Origin of the sequence: Klebsiella sp. WP3-W18-ESBL-02 (genome assembly GCF_014168815.1) — a bacterium.
Lineage (GTDB): Bacteria > Pseudomonadota > Gammaproteobacteria > Enterobacterales > Enterobacteriaceae > Kluyvera > Kluyvera ascorbata_B.
Window position 1 is genome coordinate 1,587,956 of sequence record NZ_AP021972.1, and the last position, 15,223, is coordinate 1,603,178.

General features: G+C 54.2%; 14 protein-coding genes. 9 read left to right on the plus strand and 5 right to left on the minus strand.

The features are described 5' to 3' along the window. Nucleotides 1-53: 53 nt before the first annotated feature. Together yfcE and yfcD are read left to right on the plus strand one after the other, a co-directional pair. Nucleotides 54-605 (plus strand): phosphodiesterase, encoded by a 552-nt coding sequence (gene yfcE, locus H7R56_RS07585; RefSeq protein WP_106924265.1) that lies wholly within the window; start codon nt 54-56, stop codon nt 603-605. Nucleotides 606-662: 57 nt separating this feature from the next. Next, entirely contained in the window at nt 663-1,214 is a 552-nt protein-coding gene (yfcD, locus tag H7R56_RS07590) for an NUDIX hydrolase YfcD (RefSeq protein ID WP_106924266.1), read from the plus strand. Between the two features lie 93 nt (nt 1,215-1,307). Here yfcD and pta read toward each other — a convergent pair whose 3' ends face one another. Both pta and ackA read right to left on the minus strand, forming a co-directional pair. Beyond that, nucleotides 1,308-3,452: a phosphate acetyltransferase gene (pta, locus tag H7R56_RS07595; RefSeq protein ID WP_106924267.1), complete on the minus strand. Its 2,145-nt coding sequence runs from the start codon at nt 3,450-3,452 to the stop codon at nt 1,308-1,310. Nucleotides 3,453-3,529: 77 nt separating this feature from the next. Beyond that, on the minus strand, nt 3,530-4,732 hold the full coding sequence (gene ackA, locus H7R56_RS07600) for an acetate kinase (RefSeq protein ID WP_106924268.1): 1,203 nt from the start codon (nt 4,730-4,732) through the stop codon (nt 3,530-3,532). Nucleotides 4,733-5,067: 335 nt separating this feature from the next. On the opposite strand from ackA, the gene yfbV reads away from it, so the two are divergent. The 4 genes from yfbV (at nt 5,068) to H7R56_RS07620 (ending at nt 8,706) form a co-directional block, all read left to right on the plus strand. Beyond that, nucleotides 5,068-5,523, plus strand: coding sequence for a terminus macrodomain insulation protein YfbV (gene yfbV / locus H7R56_RS07605; RefSeq protein ID WP_106924269.1), 456 nt, complete (start codon nt 5,068-5,070; stop codon nt 5,521-5,523). A gap of 82 nt (nt 5,524-5,605) precedes the next feature. Beyond that, nucleotides 5,606-6,100: a YfbU family protein gene (locus H7R56_RS07610; protein WP_035892491.1), complete on the plus strand. Its 495-nt coding sequence runs from the start codon at nt 5,606-5,608 to the stop codon at nt 6,098-6,100. Between the two features lie 11 nt (nt 6,101-6,111). Further along, nucleotides 6,112-6,771 carry a sugar phosphatase gene (locus H7R56_RS07615; protein WP_106924439.1) on the plus strand — a complete coding sequence of 220 codons (660 nt, stop codon included), beginning with the start codon at nt 6,112-6,114 and terminating at the stop codon, nt 6,769-6,771. Nucleotides 6,772-6,873: 102 nt separating this feature from the next. Further along, entirely contained in the window at nt 6,874-8,706 is a 1,833-nt protein-coding gene (locus H7R56_RS07620; RefSeq protein WP_106924270.1) for an SLC13 family permease, read from the plus strand. A 108-nt stretch (nt 8,707-8,814) separates the two neighbouring features. On the opposite strand, the gene yfbR is transcribed toward H7R56_RS07620, so the two are convergent. From yfbR to H7R56_RS07635, 3 genes are all read right to left on the minus strand, one after another. Continuing rightward, a complete protein-coding gene (gene yfbR, locus H7R56_RS07625; RefSeq protein WP_106924271.1) occupies nt 8,815-9,414 on the minus strand; it encodes a 5'-deoxynucleotidase in 600 nt (199 codons plus the stop codon). Between the two features lie 83 nt (nt 9,415-9,497). Continuing rightward, a complete protein-coding gene (alaA, locus tag H7R56_RS07630) occupies nt 9,498-10,715 on the minus strand; it encodes an alanine transaminase AlaA (protein ID WP_106924272.1) in 1,218 nt (405 codons plus the stop codon). Nucleotides 10,716-11,301: 586 nt separating this feature from the next. Further along, the gene (locus tag H7R56_RS07635) at nt 11,302-12,282 is read right to left on the minus strand and encodes an IS5-like element IS5 family transposase (RefSeq protein WP_000019402.1); all 981 of its coding nucleotides are present in this window, start codon (nt 12,280-12,282) and stop codon (nt 11,302-11,304) included. 196 nt (nt 12,283-12,478) lie between these two features. Between H7R56_RS07635 and lrhA the strand changes: the two genes are divergently transcribed. The 3 genes from lrhA (at nt 12,479) to nuoB (ending at nt 15,182) form a co-directional block, all read left to right on the plus strand. Then, nucleotides 12,479-13,420, plus strand: a complete 942-nt coding sequence (gene lrhA / locus H7R56_RS07640; RefSeq protein WP_106924273.1) for a transcriptional regulator LrhA — start codon at nt 12,479-12,481, stop codon at nt 13,418-13,420. 625 nt (nt 13,421-14,045) lie between these two features. Beyond that, a complete protein-coding gene (gene nuoA / locus H7R56_RS07645) occupies nt 14,046-14,492 on the plus strand; it encodes an NADH-quinone oxidoreductase subunit NuoA (protein ID WP_106924274.1) in 447 nt (148 codons plus the stop codon). 15 nt (nt 14,493-14,507) lie between these two features. Further along, nucleotides 14,508-15,182, plus strand: a complete 675-nt coding sequence (gene nuoB / locus H7R56_RS07650) for an NADH-quinone oxidoreductase subunit NuoB (RefSeq protein ID WP_002913178.1) — start codon at nt 14,508-14,510, stop codon at nt 15,180-15,182. The last annotated feature ends 41 nt before the right edge of the window (nt 15,183-15,223 follow it).

Here is a 15,223-nt window from a genome sequence, read left to right on the forward strand (position 1 = left end):
AAACGAGAGAATCCATTATGATAACAGGGTTATCATCGTGGGAGATTTGATTAATGAAGCTGATGTTTGCATCGGATATTCACGGCTCGCTACCGGCCGCTGAGAAAGTGCTGGCCCGTTTTCACGAGAGCGGTGCACGCTGGTTGGTTATTTTGGGCGATGTACTCAATCACGGGCCGCGCAACGCCTTACCCGATGGCTATGCGCCCGCGCAGGTTGCCGAGCGTCTCAATAGCGTTGCGGAGCGGATTATTGCCGTGCGCGGTAACTGCGATAGCGAAGTTGATCAGATGCTGCTGCAGTTTCCCCTTAGCGCGCCGTGGCAGCAGGTCCTTACCGAACATCAGCGTCTGTTTTTGACCCACGGGCATCTTTATCACCCCGGTAACCTGCCGCCGCTGGCAGCCGGTGATGTGTTTGTTTTTGGACATACGCATCTGCCGGTGGCAGAAAAGCATGAACAGATATTCTTATTTAACCCCGGTTCGGTTAGCATTCCCAAGGGCGGTTTCGCTGCCAGCTATGGGCTGCTTGATGGTCATAAATTGCACGTTTTGACACTCAATGATCAACAGGTTATTGCAGAGGTTGCTATTAACCCGTAAGTTACCCATCAATCATAAAACGCGCCATAAAGAGCGCTTTCAAGGTAAGGTTTTCGGATGGTCGAGCAGAATCATTTGGCAAGCACGGAATGGGTCGATATTGTCAACGAGGACAATGAGGTCATCGCGCAGGCGAGCCGTGAACAGATGCGCGCGCAGTGCCTGCGTCACCGGGCAACCTATATCGTCGTGCATGATGGTATGGGCAAAATTCTGGTGCAACGCCGCACCGAAACAAAAGACTACCAGCCGGGTATGCTGGACGCCACCGCTGGGGGTGTTGTTCAGGCTGATGAAACGCTGCTGGACTCAGCCCGCCGCGAGGCAGAAGAAGAATTAGGCATTGCTGGCGTACCGTTCGCCGATCACGGGCAGTTCTACTTTGAAGATAAAAACTGTCGCGTCTGGGGAAGCCTGTTTAGCTGCGTCTCCCACGGGCCGTTTGCCCTGCAGGAAGAAGAAGTCAGCGGCGTACGCTGGATGACGCCGGAAGAGATCACCGCGCGTTGCGATGAGTTTACCGATGACTCGCTGAAGGCGCTGGCGCTGTGGATGACCCGCAACGCAAACAACGAAACCCATGCAGAGGAAGACGCAGACGACGAATAATGTCGCTCTGCTACAGATATAAAAAATCCGGAACGGTTTCCCGCTTCCGGATTTTTTTTGCCCTAAACCGCCCGCGAACGGGCGGCAGAAGGATTAGCCCTGCTGTGAAGACTGAATCGCGGTCAGAGCGATGGTGTAGACGATATCGTCTACCAGCGCGCCACGGGACAGGTCGTTCACCGGCTTGCGCATACCCTGCAGCATCGGCCCGATGGAGATCAGGTCGGCAGAACGCTGTACCGCTTTGTAGGTGGTGTTACCGGTGTTCAGATCCGGGAAGATGAACACGGTAGCGCGACCGGCAACCGGAGAGTTCGGCGCTTTGGATTTCGCAACGTCAGCCATAACGGCAGCATCGTACTGCAGCGGGCCGTCGATCATCAGGTCAGGACGTTTTTCCTGTGCCAGACGAGTCGCTTCACGTACTTTCTCTACGTCGCTACCTGCACCAGAGGTACCGGTGGAGTAGGACAGCATCGCCACGCGCGGTTCGATACCGAAAGCAATCGCGGATTCAGCGGACTGAATAGCGATTTCTGCCAGCTGCTCTGCAGTTGGATCCGGGTTGATCGCGCAGTCACCGTAAACGTAAACCTGTTCCGGCAGCAGCATGAAGAACACGGAGGACACCAGAGAGCTGCCCGGCGCGGTTTTGATCAGCTGCAGCGGCGGACGAATGGTGTTCGCCGTAGTGTGAACGGCACCGGAAACCAGACCGTCAACGTCGTCCTGTTCCAGCATCAGGGTACCGAGAACCACGTTGTCTTCCAGCTGTTCGCGGGCAACGGTTTCGGTCATGCCTTTGTTCTTACGCAGTTCGACCAGGCGAGCCACGTAGCTTTCGCGAACCACTTCCGGGTCAACGATTTCAACGCCAGCGCCCAGTTCAACGCCCTGAGACGCCGCAACGCGGTTGATTTCATCCGGGTTACCCAGCAGTACGCAGGTGGCGATACCACGTTCGGCACAGATGGCAGCGGCTTTAACGGTACGCGGTTCGTCGCCTTCCGGCAGAACAACGCGTTTGCCTGCTTTACGCGCCAGCTCGGTCAGCTGGTAGCGGAATGCCGGCGGAGACAGACGACGGCTGTGTTCAGAGGTCGCGGTCAGGGAATCAATCCATTCTGGGTTGATAAAGTTAGCCACGTATTCCTGAACTTTCTCGATGCGCTCGCGGTCATCAACCGGCACTTCCAGGTTGAAGCTCTGCAGGCTCAGAGAGGTCTGCCAGGTGTTGGTGTTCACCATGAATACCGGCAGGCCGGTAGCGAATGCACGTTCGCACAGCTTGCTGATGCGCGGATCCATGTCGTAGCCGCCGGTCAGCAGCAGGGCACCGATTTCTACGCCGTTCATGGCGGCCAGGCAGGCGGCAACCAGCACGTCCGGACGGTCTGCGGAGGTCACCAGCAGGGAACCTGCACGGAAGTGTTCCAGCATGTGCGGAATGCTACGTGCACAGAAGGTGACGGATTTCACGCGGCGGGTGTTGATGTCGCCTTCGTTAATCACGGTCGCGTTCAGGTGGCGTGCCATGTCGATAGCGCGGGTGGCGATCAGATCGAAGCTCCACGGTACCGCGCCCAGGATTGGCATTGCGCTGGTGCTTTTCAGCTGTTCAGCGTCGATTTTAACGACCTGCGCTTTGGAAGAGTCGTCAAAAATTTCAGACAGATCCGGACGAGTACGGCCCTGTTCATCAACCGGTGCGTTCAGTTTGTTAACGATGACGCCGGTGATGTTGGTGTTTTTCGCGCCGCCGAAGCTGTTGCGAGTCAGTTCAATGCGCTCGTTCAGTTGCTCTGGGGTGTCGGTACCCTGAGACATCACGAAGACGATTTCTGCGTTCAGCGTTTTGGCGATTTCGTAGTTCAGAGACTGCGCGAACTGGTGCTTACGGGTCGGGACCAGGCCTTCAACCAGAACCACTTCTGCATCTTTGGTGTTCGCGTGGTAGTTAGCGATGATCTCTTCCATCAGCACATCTTTCTGATTGCTGGAGAGCAGGGCTTCTACGTGGCTCATCTTCAGCGGTTCAGCTGCCGTGGTGGTAGATGAGTTAGCGCGAACGATAGTGGTCGTCTGGTCAGGTGCATCGCCACCGGTGCGCGGCTGAGCGATTGGCTTAAAGACGCTCAGACGAACGCCTTTGCGTTCCATAGCACGGATAACGCCAAGGCTGACGCTGGTCAGGCCGACGCTGGTTCCGGTAGGGATCAGCATAATAATACGGGACACGGTTTATCCTCTTTCGTTTACCGCCGGTTTTGGGCGGGATACAAAACAGCACCGCCAGCTAGGCTGGCGGTGTGATATCAGGCAGTCAGACGGTTGGCGTCTTGTGCAATGACCAGCTCTTCGTTGGTCGGGATAACGATGGCAGGACGGGTGCCTTCTTTGTTGATGAAGCCAGACTTGCCGAAACGGGCAGCCAGGTTACGTTCGTGATCAACTTCGAAGCCCAGAACGCCCAGTTTACCCAGGGACAGTTCGCGCACCATTGCAGCGTTTTCACCGATGCCGCCGGTGAAGATAACGGCGTCCAGACGACCTTCCATCAGCGCAGTGTAAGAGCCGATGTATTTCGCCAGACGGTGGCAGTAAACGTCCATTGCACGTTTAGCGTCCGCTTTTTCTTTGTAGTTATCTTCTACATAACGGCAGTCGCTGGTGACTTCGGTCAGACCCAGCAGACCGGACTCTTTGGTCAGCATCTTGTTGATCTGGTCGATGCTCATACCCAGAGTGTCATGCAGGTGGAAAATGATTGCCGGGTCGATGTCGCCAGAGCGGGTACCCATCACCAGACCTTCCAGCGGGGTCAGACCCATGGAGGTATCAACGCATTTACCGTTACGGATAGCGGAAACAGAACCGCCGTTGCCCAGGTGACAAGTGATGATGTTCACTTCTTCAACCGGCTTGTTCAGTACTTTAGCGGCTTCCTGAGTCACATAGAAGTGGCTGGTGCCGTGCGCGCCATAGCGACGGATGCCGTGCTCTTTGTACAGGCTGTACGGCAGAGCATAAAGGTAAGATTCTTCCGGCATGGTCTGATGGAACGCGGTGTCGAACACGGCAACGTTCTTGTCTTTCAGGTTAGGGAAGGATTTCAGCGCTTCAGCGATACCGATCAGGTGAGCCGGGTTGTGCAGCGGTGCGAAGGACGCAGAGTCTTTGATACCCTGGATAACGGATTCGTCGATCACAACGGAGCTGGTGTACTTCTCGCCGCCGTGTACGATACGGTGGCCGATCGCGGTCAGCTGAGCAGACAGTTCTGGTTTTTGTGCCAGAATTGTATTAACGATGAAGTTCAGCGCTTCACTGTGAGCGGCGCCTGCACCTAAAGCCGCTTCTTGTTTACCGCCGTCCATTTTCCACTTGATACGTGCTTCTGGAAGATGGAAACATTCGGCTAAACCAGAGAGGTACTCTTCACCGTTGACTGCATCGATGATGGCAAATTTCAGTGAGGAGCTACCGCAGTTCAGAACCAGTACTAACTTACTCGACATGGAAGTACCTATTTATGATACGTGGCTAAAAAAACGTCAAAGAGTCATAAGCGTAGCGCAGGATGACATCGACATTTATGATTAACATCATGCCCGGAACACTTTTCAGGCATGATCTAAGAAATACATATTGATTCTAAGTCATTTTGCATAATTTTCCGCCAATGGCAGAATATGCGATAATTTGATATGCCGGAGCGTATAGGATCGCGCTATCTCAGGCTGGCACAGAATACCCGATTGCAGGGTGTATGCCAAAATTTTTTGAACGATGTCATACGCAGTTGTTGTTTTAAAAAATATTTTAAATTTTATACGTGAAGTTGAGGTAAGCCATGTCGACTCCCGAGCAACGCCCGGTCAGTTTTTTCAGTTTGTTTAGCCGGGGGCAGCACTATGCAAAGACGTGGCCGCTGGAAAAACGTCTTGCGCCGGTGTTTGTTGAGAACCGTGTGATTCGCGCGACGCGCCATGCGATCCGTTTCATGCCGCCGCTGGCCATATTTACGCTCTGCTGGCAAATCGCGCTCGGCGGTCAGCTCGGCCCGGCGGTAGCGACCGCGCTGTTCGCCCTCAGCCTGCCGATGCAGGGTTTGTGGTGGCTAGGCAAGCGTTCCGTGACGCCGCTGCCGCCGTCAACGCTGCAGTGGTTCTACGAAGTGCGCGGCAAATTACAGGAAGCCGGGCAGGCGCTGTCGCCGGTCGAAGGTAAGCCTGATTACCAGGCGCTGGCTGACACGCTTAAGCGCGCCTTCAAACAACTGGATAAAACTTTCCTCGATGATTTGTAATTGATAGCGAAAAACGCATATAAAAGAAGACACAAACTTTGTGTCTTTTTTTTTTGCCGCAACGCGCAACAGGAGTCGAAAAATGGAAATGACCCATGCTCAACGTCTGATTTTGTCTAATCAGTACAAAATGATGACTATGCTTGATCCCGACAACGCTGAGCGCTACCGCCGCCTGCAAACCATTATTGAACGTGGTTATGGATTGCAGATGCGTGAACTGGACAGGGAATTCGGGGAGCTCAAAGAAGAGACCTGCCGCATCGTTATCGACATTATGGAAATGTACCACGCGCTGCACGTTTCCTGGACCAACCTGAAAGATGCCGACACCATTGATGAACGCCGCGTGACCTTCCTGGGCTTTGACGCCGCGACCGAAGCGCGTTTCCTTGGCTACGTGCGCTTTATGGTGAACGTGGAAGGCCGCTATACCCACTTTGATGCCGGCACCCACGGTTTCAACGCCCAGACGCCGATGTGGGACAAATACCAGCGTATGCTGAACGTCTGGCACGGTTGCCCGCGCCAGTATCACCTGAGCAGCAACGAAATTAATCAGATCATCAATGCCTGATGGAGGCCGCCGTGCAGTGTAAGGGGTTCCTGTTTGATTTAGACGGTACGCTGGTAGATTCACTGGCGGTGGTGGAACGTTCCTGGCGTTTCTGGGCCGAAAGCTACGGCGTCAGTCCTGACGCGGTGCTGGATTTTATCCATGGCAAGCAGGCCATCACCACGCTACGTCACTTTATGCCGGGTAAATCAGAAGCGGAAATTCAGGCGGAATTCCTGCGTCTTGAGCAGATAGAAGCCACCGATCTTGACGGTATCAGCGCGCTGCCCGGCGCGCTGGCGCTGCTGAACCAGCTCGATGCGCAGCATATTCCATGGGCGATTGTCACTTCCGGATCGATTCCGGTGGCACATGCTCGCCATCGTGCGGCCGGTCTGCCGATGCCGGCGGTGTTTGTCACCGCCGAGCAGGTGAAGCGGGGTAAGCCGCAGCCCGATGCCTACCTGCTGGGTGCCGAGCGACTGGGGCTGGCGCCGCAGAGCTGTCTGGTGGTTGAAGATGCGCCTGCGGGGGTACAGTCTGGCCTGGCAGCAGGCTGTCGCGTGGCGGCGGTGAACGTACCCACGGGAACGCTGGAACTGCGGCAGGTTGACTTTGTGCTATCGACGCTGGCGTCGCTTCGTGTGGAAAAACTGCCGAGCGGGTTGGTCAACGTCTCGCAGAATGCATGATCTTATGATTTAGCCCCACATTGCTGGGGCTTTTTTCTGTCACTATGGTTAACGGCTTTTTACTTGAACAACTTACCGCTTATTTGATGACAAGGATGTGCTGTGAACGGTGAACTGATTTGGGTGCTCTGTCTGCTGGCGATTGCGGTGGTGCTTTTTGCTACCGGCAAGGTGCGCATGGATGCGATCGCGCTGGGCATTATCGTGGCTTTCGTGCTCAGCGGCACGCTTAGCCTTAGTGAAGCCTTTTCTGGTTTTAGCGACCCTAACGTTATTTTGATTGCCGCGCTGTTTATTATCGGCGACGGCCTGGTCCGCACCGGGGTTGCAACCAAGATGGGCTCCTGGCTGGTGCAGGTGGCGGGCAACAGCGAAACCAAAATGCTGGTATTTCTGATGCTGACCGTCGCCGGACTCGGGGCATTTATGAGTTCGACCGGCGTTGTCGCTATCTTTATTCCTGTGGTGCTAAGCGTTTCGGCGCGCATGAATATCTCGCCATCGCGGCTGATGATGCCGCTGAGTTTTGCCGGTCTTATCAGCGGCATGATGACGCTGGTGGCCACGCCGCCAAACCTGGTTATCAACAGTGAGCTTATTCGCGAAGGGCTGGAGGGCTTTGGCTTCTTCAGCGTCACGCCGATAGGCCTGGTGGTGCTGGTGTTCGGTATCCTCTATATGCTGGTGATGCGCTTTATGCTCAAGGGCGACGACAGCAGCCAGCCGCGCGATGGGCGCAAGCGCAGCACCTTCCGTGATTTAATCAAAGAATACCGGTTAACCGGTCGCGCCCGTCGGCTGGCCATTCGCCCCGGCTCGCCGATGATCGGCCAGCGTCTGGACGATATGAAGCTGCGCGAGCGCTACGGTGCTAACATTATCGGGGTCGAGCGCTGGCGGCGTTTCCGCCGGGTGATCGTCAATGTTAACGGGGTATCGGAATTCCGCGCCCGCGACGTGCTGTTGATTGACATGTCCGCCGCCGAAATCGACCTGCGTCAGTTCTGTTCCGAGCAAATGCTGGAGCCGATGGTGCTGCGCGGCGAGTATTTCTCCGATCAGGCGCTGGACGTGGGGATGGCAGAAGTCTCGCTTATCCCGGAGTCTGAGCTGATTGGCAAAACCATTCGTGAGATGGGCTTCCGTACCCGCTACGGCCTCAACGTGGTAGGCATGAAGCGCGACGGCGAGGCGCTGGACGGCTCGGTGGTCGATGAATCCCTGCAGCTGGGCGATATCGTTCTGGTGGTGGGAAACTGGAAGCAGATAAGCCATCTGGCGCAAAACGGTCGTGACTTCGTCGTGCTTAACCTGCCGGTTGAAGTCAGCGATGCTTCACCCGCCCACAGCCAGGCCCCGCACGCGATTTTCTGCCTGGTGTTGATGGTGGCGCTGATGCTGACCGACGAAATACCTAACCCGATTGCGGCGATTATTGCCTGCCTGCTGATGGGCAAATTCCGCTGCATTGATGCTCAAAGCGCCTATAAATCGATTCACTGGCCGAGCATCATTTTGATCGTCGGCATGATGCCGTTTGCGCTGGCGCTGCAAAAAACCGGCGGCGTTGATCTGGTGGTGAAAGGGCTGATGGATATCGGCGGCGGGCAGGGGCCTTACCTGATGCTGGGCTGTCTGTTTGTGATGTGCGCCGCGATTGGCCTGTTTATCTCTAACACCGCGACCGCGGTCCTGATGGCGCCGATTGCGCTGGCAACGGCGAAATCGATGGGCGTCTCGCCGTATCCGTTTGCGATGATCGTCGCCATGGCCGCTTCGGCGGCCTTTATGACGCCGGTTTCATCGCCGGTGAATACGCTGGTTCTGGGACCGGGGAAATACAGCTTCAGCGACTTCGTCAAAATAGGCGTGCCGTTTACCGTGCTGGTGATGATTATCTGCGTCGTGCTGGTGCCGATTCTGTTCCCGTTCTGACGATTTTCGCAGGGGCAGGCGCGCAATGCCGGATGGCGGCGTAAACGCCTTATCCGGCCTACGGTTCACTTCCTGTAGGCCGGATAAGCGCAGCGCCATCCGGAGGCGTTACAGCGGTGAATCCTGACTTATTTCATCCAGCGAAAGATGGAAGCTTGGCACGAACACCGCCATAAAGTAGTCCATCTCTTCGCTGCGCCGTGAAGCCAGCGTTTTCTCCAGACGACCTTTGGCCAGCAGAAATTCATTGTTGCCGGCCGACAGCTCTTCCAGACACTTCAGATAAGCGCACAGCGCATCGGCCTGCTTGACGATTGCTTTCTCTTCGTCGCTGCTTTGATGCTCATCGATCAGCGGCGCAAAAATATCGCGCAGCTCCTCCGGCACCATTTCAATCAGCTTCTGCTGGGCAATTTTTTCTATCGCCTTGTACTCCTGGGCAATCTGCGAATTGAAGTACTTCACCGGCGTAGGAAGATCGCCGGTCAACACTTCAGAAGCGTCGTGGTACATCGCCAGCAGGGCAATACGTTCTGCGTTGACCTGGCCGTTAAATTTGCGATTTTTAATGGCGGCAAGCGCATGGGCGACCATTGCGACCTGGAGGCTGTGTTCAGAGACGTTTTCGGTGCGCACGTTGCGCATCAGCGGCCAGCGATTAATTAACTTCAGGCGGGAAAGGTGGGCAAAAAAATGACTCTGATTCATAGCGACCCTTACGCAGTAACTGTGGTAAAGGCATTGTGCGCAGAGATGGCCGTCGGATGCAAATGCCGACGGCCTGGACACGATTACAGCTGGTGATAACCCGACAGGAAGCGGCCAAAGCGGGTGATGGCCATTTCCAGATCGTCTTCACGCGGCAGGGTAACGATACGCACGTGATCCGGCCACGGCCAGTTGAAGGCGGTGCCCTGAACCAGCAGCACTTTCTCCTGGAGCAGGAAGTCCAGCACCATGCGCTGATCGTCGTGGATATTAAAACGTTTCGCGTCTATTTTCGGGAACATATACAGCGCGCCCTGCGGTTTGACGCAGGAAACGCCCGGGATCTCGTTGATCAGCTCCCATGCGCGGTTGCGCTGTTCGTACAGACGCCCGCCGGGCGTAATAAACTCGCTGATGCTTTGATAGCCACCGAGCGCGGTCTGGATGGCGTGCTGCGCCGGAACGTTGGCGCACAGGCGCATTGAAGCCAACATTTCCAGCCCTTCAATATAGCCTTTGGCGTGTTTCTTTGGCCCGTTCAGCACCATCCAGCCCTGACGGAAGCCAGCGACGCGGTAGGTTTTGGACAGGCCGTTAAAGGTCACGGTCAGCAGATCCGGCGCCAGCGCGGCGATCGAATGGTGCTGCGCGGCGTCATACAGGATCTTGTCGTAGATTTCGTCGGCAAAGATGATCAGGTTGTGCTCGCGGGCAATTTCCACGATCTCCATCAGCAACTCTTTCGAGTACACCGCGCCGGTCGGGTTGTTCGGGTTGATGATCACGATACCGCGGGTGCGCGGCGTGATTTTGGCCCGGATATCGTCGAGATCCGGGAACCAGTCGGCGGACTCGTCGCACAGATAGTGCACCGCTTTACCGCTGGATAACGACACCGCCGCTGTCCACAGCGGGTAGTCGGGAGCCGGCACCAGCATTTCGTCACCGCTGTTGAGCAGCGCCTGCATGGCCTGCACGATAAGCTCGGAAACGCCGTTGCCAATGTAAATATCTTCTACCGTCACGTCGCGCATGCCGCGCGCCTGGTAGTGCTGCATGATCGCTTTACGCGCGGAGTAAAGGCCTTTGGAGTCGCAGTAGCCCTGCGCCGTCGGCAGGTTGCGGATCACGTCGACCAGAATTTCATCCGGCGCGTCAAACCCGAAAGGAGCCGGGTTGCCGATATTCAGTTTAAGAACCTTGTTGCCTTCTTCTTCAAGGCGTTTGGCCTCTTTAAGAACCGGGCCACGAATGTCGTAACAAACGTTGTCTAACTTGCTGGATTTTTCGATGGGGGACATGAATCTTTGACCTTTTTAGCTGTTATCGCCACTCCCTGCCGTGGAAGTCAGCACCGAACAATGTACTCCCCATCCCCGTCGTTTTGAAGGGTTAGCAGTAGAAGATTTCGTTCATTCCTTGATGCCGGGACAATGTTTTTTACTAAGGAATGACGTGTCTCTTTGTGCGATCTTTTGTTAATTTATTGCTTTGCAGTTCAATCTACCGCTATCTGGTCTAGGTGTGGTGTTTACGTCTGATAAAAAAGAAATGATTTAGCTTAAGATTCATTTGCCTGGATATACTTTAATCATCCTTCAACGATTTTAATTTTAAATAAAATCTCAGCAAATAAGGATTAGGCATGATACCCATTTTTGTGAAGCTGATGTTAATGGTGACTCTTCGCAAAGATTAATATTTTTTTATATTTTGAAAAGTAATGAATGTGATTTGTTAGGGAAGGTGCGAATAAGCGGGGAAATTCTTCTCGGCTGACTCAGCCATTTCATTTCTTCATGTTTGAGCCGATTTTTTCTCCCGTAAATGCCTTGAATCAGCCTATTTAGACCGTTTCTTCGCCATTTAAGGCGTTATTCCCAGTTTTTAGTGAGATCTCTCCCACTGACGTATCATTTGGTCCGCCCGAAACAGGTTGGCCAGCGTGAATAACATCGCCAGTTGGTTATCGTTTTTCAGCAACCCCTTGTATCTGGCTTTCACGAAGCCGAACTGTCGCTTGATGATGCGAAATGGGTGCTCCACCTTGGCCCGGATGCTGGCTTTCATGTATTCGATGTTGATGGCCGTTTTGTTCTTGCGTGGATGCTGTTTCAAGGTTCTTACCTTGCCGGGGCGCTCGGCGATCAGCCAGTCCACATCCACCTCGGCCAGCTCCTCGCGCTGTGGCGCCCCTTGGTAGCCGGCATCGGCTGAGACAAATTGCTCCTCTCCATGAAGCAGATTACCCAGCTGATTGAGGTCATGCTCGTTGGCCGCGGTGGTGACCAGGCTGTGGGTCAGGCCACTCTTGGCATCGACACCAATGTGGGCCTTCATGCCAAAGTGCCACTGATTGCCTTTCTTGGTCTGATGCATCTCCGGATCGCGTTGCTGCTCTTTGTTCTTGGTCGAGCTGGGTGCCTCAATGATGGTGGCATCGACCAAGGTGCCTTGAGTCATCATGACGCCTGCTTCGGCCAGCCAGCGATTGATGGTCTTGAACAATTGGCGGGCCAGTTGATGCTGCTCCAGCAGGTGGCGGAAATTCATGATGGTGGTGCGGTCAGGCAAGGCGCTATCCAGGGATAACCGGGCAAACAGACGCATGGAGGCGATTTCGTACAGAGCATCTTCCATCGCGCCATCGCTCAGGTTGTACCAATGCTGCATGCAGTGAATGCGTAGCATGGTTTCCAGCGGATAAGGTCGCCGGCCATTACCAGCCTTGGGGTAAAACGGCTCGATGACTTCCACCATGTTTTGCCATGGCAGAATCTGCTCCATGCGGGACAAGAAAATCTCTTTTCTGGTCTGACGGCGCTTACTGCTGAATTCACTGTCGGCGAAGGTGAGTTGATGACTCATGATGAACCCTGTTCCATGGCTCCAGATGACAAACATGATCTCATATCAGGGACTTGTTCGCACCTTCCTTAATACTGACACTCGTCGGGCAGTCATTCGTCAGAGATTGGTGAAAGATGTTTAAAGGATTAGCCTGAAATTTTTGAGTGCAGCATCAATAAGGCAGGTCGGTTTCCGCACCTGTAAGTGGATTAATATGATAAATGCTAATCGTCCGATACTGAATCTCGACCTCGATCTGCTGAGAACCTTTGTTGCTGTTGCCGATCTGAGCACCTTTGCCGCCGCTGCTGCCGCGGTGTGCCGTACCCAATCCGCCGTAAGCCAGCAGATGCAGCGCCTGGAGCAGCTGGTAGGAAAGGAGCTTTTTGCCCGTCATGGGCGAAATAAGCTGTTAACGGAGCACGGTATTCAACTGCTGGGCTATGCGCGAAAAATTCTGCGATTTAACGATGAAGCATGCACGTCGCTAATGTTTAACCCGCTACAGGGTCAACTGACGCTGGGGTCATCCGACGAATCTGCGGACACCATTCTGCCGTTTTTATTAAACCGCATTAGCTCGGCGTATCCTAAGCTGGCGCTTGACGTGCGGGTAAAACGTCACTGCGTGATGGCCGATATGCTTAAGAATCAAGAAGTGGACCTGGCGTTAACGTCGCACCCGCTGGAAGGTTTTGCCTCGACGGTACTGCGGACCTCGCCTACGCTTTGGTACTGTGCTGCGGAGTTTACGCTGCGCCCCGAAGAGCCGATGCCTCTGGTGCTGCTCGACGATCCAAGCCCGTTCCGCGACACCATCCTCAAGACGCTTGATGCCGCCGGAATGCCGTGGCGTTTAGCCTACGTTGCGTCGTCGCTCTCGGCCGTTCGCGCGGCGGTGAAGGCTGGGCTTGGCGTGACGGCGCGCCCGGTAGAAATGATGAGCCCCGATCTGCGCGCGTTGGGGAAAGGGGAAGGGATGCCGGATCTGCCGGAAACCGAATACATGCTGAGCTATAACGCGGAAAGCGGCAACGAGCTAGCGCAGATGATTTTTGAGTCGCAAGAACCGCGGCACGACGCCTGGCCACAGACGGGTGTGTATACGCCGGAAGAGGGAGATAATCCCCTTATATTTGAAAGGGACATTGATTAACATTCCGGTTGAAAAGTAGTAACAAAATGTAAGTGCAAAAAAGAATCGTAGACGATATAAAACCAGTTTGCGGTTCTTTTTTTGCGTTTTTTCGCCAGGACCGAAAAAATAAATTTATTAATGTGATAATAATCATGTAATTAGAATTATTTTTCTATTCATACCTACCCATGGCAAACGCAATGCCATATCTCCTGCTAATGTTAAAAAAACGGATAGATTGTTGCCGTTTTACAGGGCGAATTAACAAAAGCGTGTCTTAGATCAAGAAAATACCCCTCATGGGGGGGAGGAATCGTTAGTAATTCCTGTCAAAATAGAGGGGTAATTCCTGTCATTGCTACAAAACGGACACGATTCACCAACCGATAAACCTTAAGGTCTACTGAGGTGAATAGAATCAAAGGGCACGTAATGTTAATGAAATGACTTTGATGTAAATTAATGTGAGGAAACTTTTGTTAAAGTTGACAAAAGGTTATAGAAAGGAGTAAAAAACCTCAACATTTTGCGGTCTGGCGTTCCAATTGGGCTGTTTGTAGGTTTTTTAATCCTCCCCATGAATCGATGTAGCGTCCATCTGCCGGTAAGAGCAGAGCAGGGTAAGCTACTAATTTGGTAAGCTTTGCGTATGTCAACATCCACTGAAATCATCGCTCATCACTGGGCATTCGCTATCTTTCTGATCATTGCCATTGGCCTCTGCTGCCTGATGCTCATCGGCGGCTGGTACCTTGGCGGTCGCGCGCGCGCGCGTAGCAAAAACACCCCGTTTGAATCGGGCATCGACTCCGTTGGCTCCGCACGACTGCGCCTGTCGGCCAAGTTCTATCTGGTCGCCATGTTCTTCGTCATCTTCGACGTCGAAGCGCTTTACCTGTACGCCTGGTCAACGTCCATTCGCGAGAGCGGTTGGGTTGGCTTTATCGAAGCCGCCATTTTCATATTTGTGCTGCTGGCCGGTCTGGTTTACCTCGTTCGCATTGGCGCGCTCGATTGGACGCCTGCGCGTTCTCGCCGCACGCTGGTAAACCCGGAAAACGACAGCGTCACTAACCGTAATACGCAGTAAAAGCGAGGCAATAAGATGGATTATACGCTCACCCGCATAGATCCTAACGGTGAGAACGACCGTTACCCTCTGCAAAAGCAGGAGATCGTGACCGACCCCCTGGAGCAAGAGGTGAACAAAAGCGTGTACATGGGGAAACTCGAACACGCGCTGCACGACATGGTCAACTGGGGTCGTAAGAACTCAATCTGGCCCTACAACTTCGGCCTTTCTTGCTGCTACGTAGAAATGGTGACGTCATTCACTGCGGTGCATGACGTTGCGCGTTTTGGTGCGGAAGTACTGCGCGCTTCCCCGCGTCAGGCTGACCTGATGGTGGTGGCCGGTACCTGCTTTACCAAAATGGCCCCGGTCATTCAGCGCCTGTATGACCAGATGCTGGAACCGAAGTGGGTTATCTCGATGGGTGCCTGCGCCAACTCCGGCGGCATGTACGATATCTATTCCGTGGTGCAAGGCGTCGATAAGTTTATCCCGGTTGACGTGTATATTCCGGGCTGCCCGCCGCGTCCAGAAGCCTATATGCAGGCGCTGATGCTGTTGCAGGAGTCCATCGGTAAAGAACGTCGCCCGCTGTCATGGGTCGTTGGCGATCAGGGCGTGTACCGCGCCAATATGCAGTCGGAACGCGAGCGTAAACGCGGCGAACGCATTGCAGTGACGAATCTGCGCACGCCAGACGAGATTTAATTTGCGCCTGCGGGCGGTGGCATCTTTTGACTTCGCAAATC